The sequence below is a fragment of the Streptomyces sp. MBT53 genome (assembly GCF_016654115.1).
Taxonomy (GTDB): Bacteria; Actinomycetota; Actinomycetes; order Streptomycetales; family Streptomycetaceae; genus Streptomyces.
The window spans coordinates 1-573 of the sequence record NZ_JAEQAZ010000488.1 but is presented as its reverse complement, the minus strand read 5'-3'; the positions used below and the strand labels follow the sequence as shown (position 1 = coordinate 573).

The window sequence follows — 573 nt, the reverse complement described above, 5'->3', positions numbered from 1 at the left end:
CCACCCCGCACTGATCACCAAGCCCCCCAGCCACGCCCCCACCGCGTTCCCCACGTTCGACGCGGAGACGTTCGCGCTGGCCGCCAGTGGTACGCCTCCCGCCGCGTCCGTCACCCTCGTGATCATCCCGGGGACCGTCGCGAAGCCGAAGACGCCCAGCAGGAAGACCAGGAGCACCGACGCCGGGCGGCTGCTCGCCAGCAGGCCGAAGGCCGTCAGCGTCGCCGCCAGCCCGATCAGCGAGACGATCAGCGTTACGTCCCTGTTGTGGTCCGCGCCCCGGCCGCCCGCGATGTTGCCTACGACCAGGCCCGTGCCGTAGACCACCAGGAGCCAGGCGACATCCGTCGTCGAGAAGCCCGTGACCTCGGTGAACGTGTACGCGAGGTAGCTGAACGCGCCGAACATGCCCCCGTAGCCGAGGGCCGTGGCCGTCAGGGTCAGCCATACCTGGGTCGAGCGGAAGGAGCGGAGTTGGGCCCGCAGGCCGCCTGCACCTCCGCTCACCCGCCCCGCCCAGCCCGGCACCAGTACCGCGATCGCCGCCAGTGCCACCGCCCCCGTCGCCGTGAT

The 573-nt window shown here is 71.7% G+C and carries 1 protein-coding gene; it reads right to left on the bottom strand.

What is annotated here, in order from left to right; translation table 11 throughout:
• Window positions 1–573 (bottom strand): MFS transporter (locus tag JHN45_RS52410; RefSeq protein ID WP_201056572.1); only part of this gene is annotated, 573 nt, incomplete at both ends.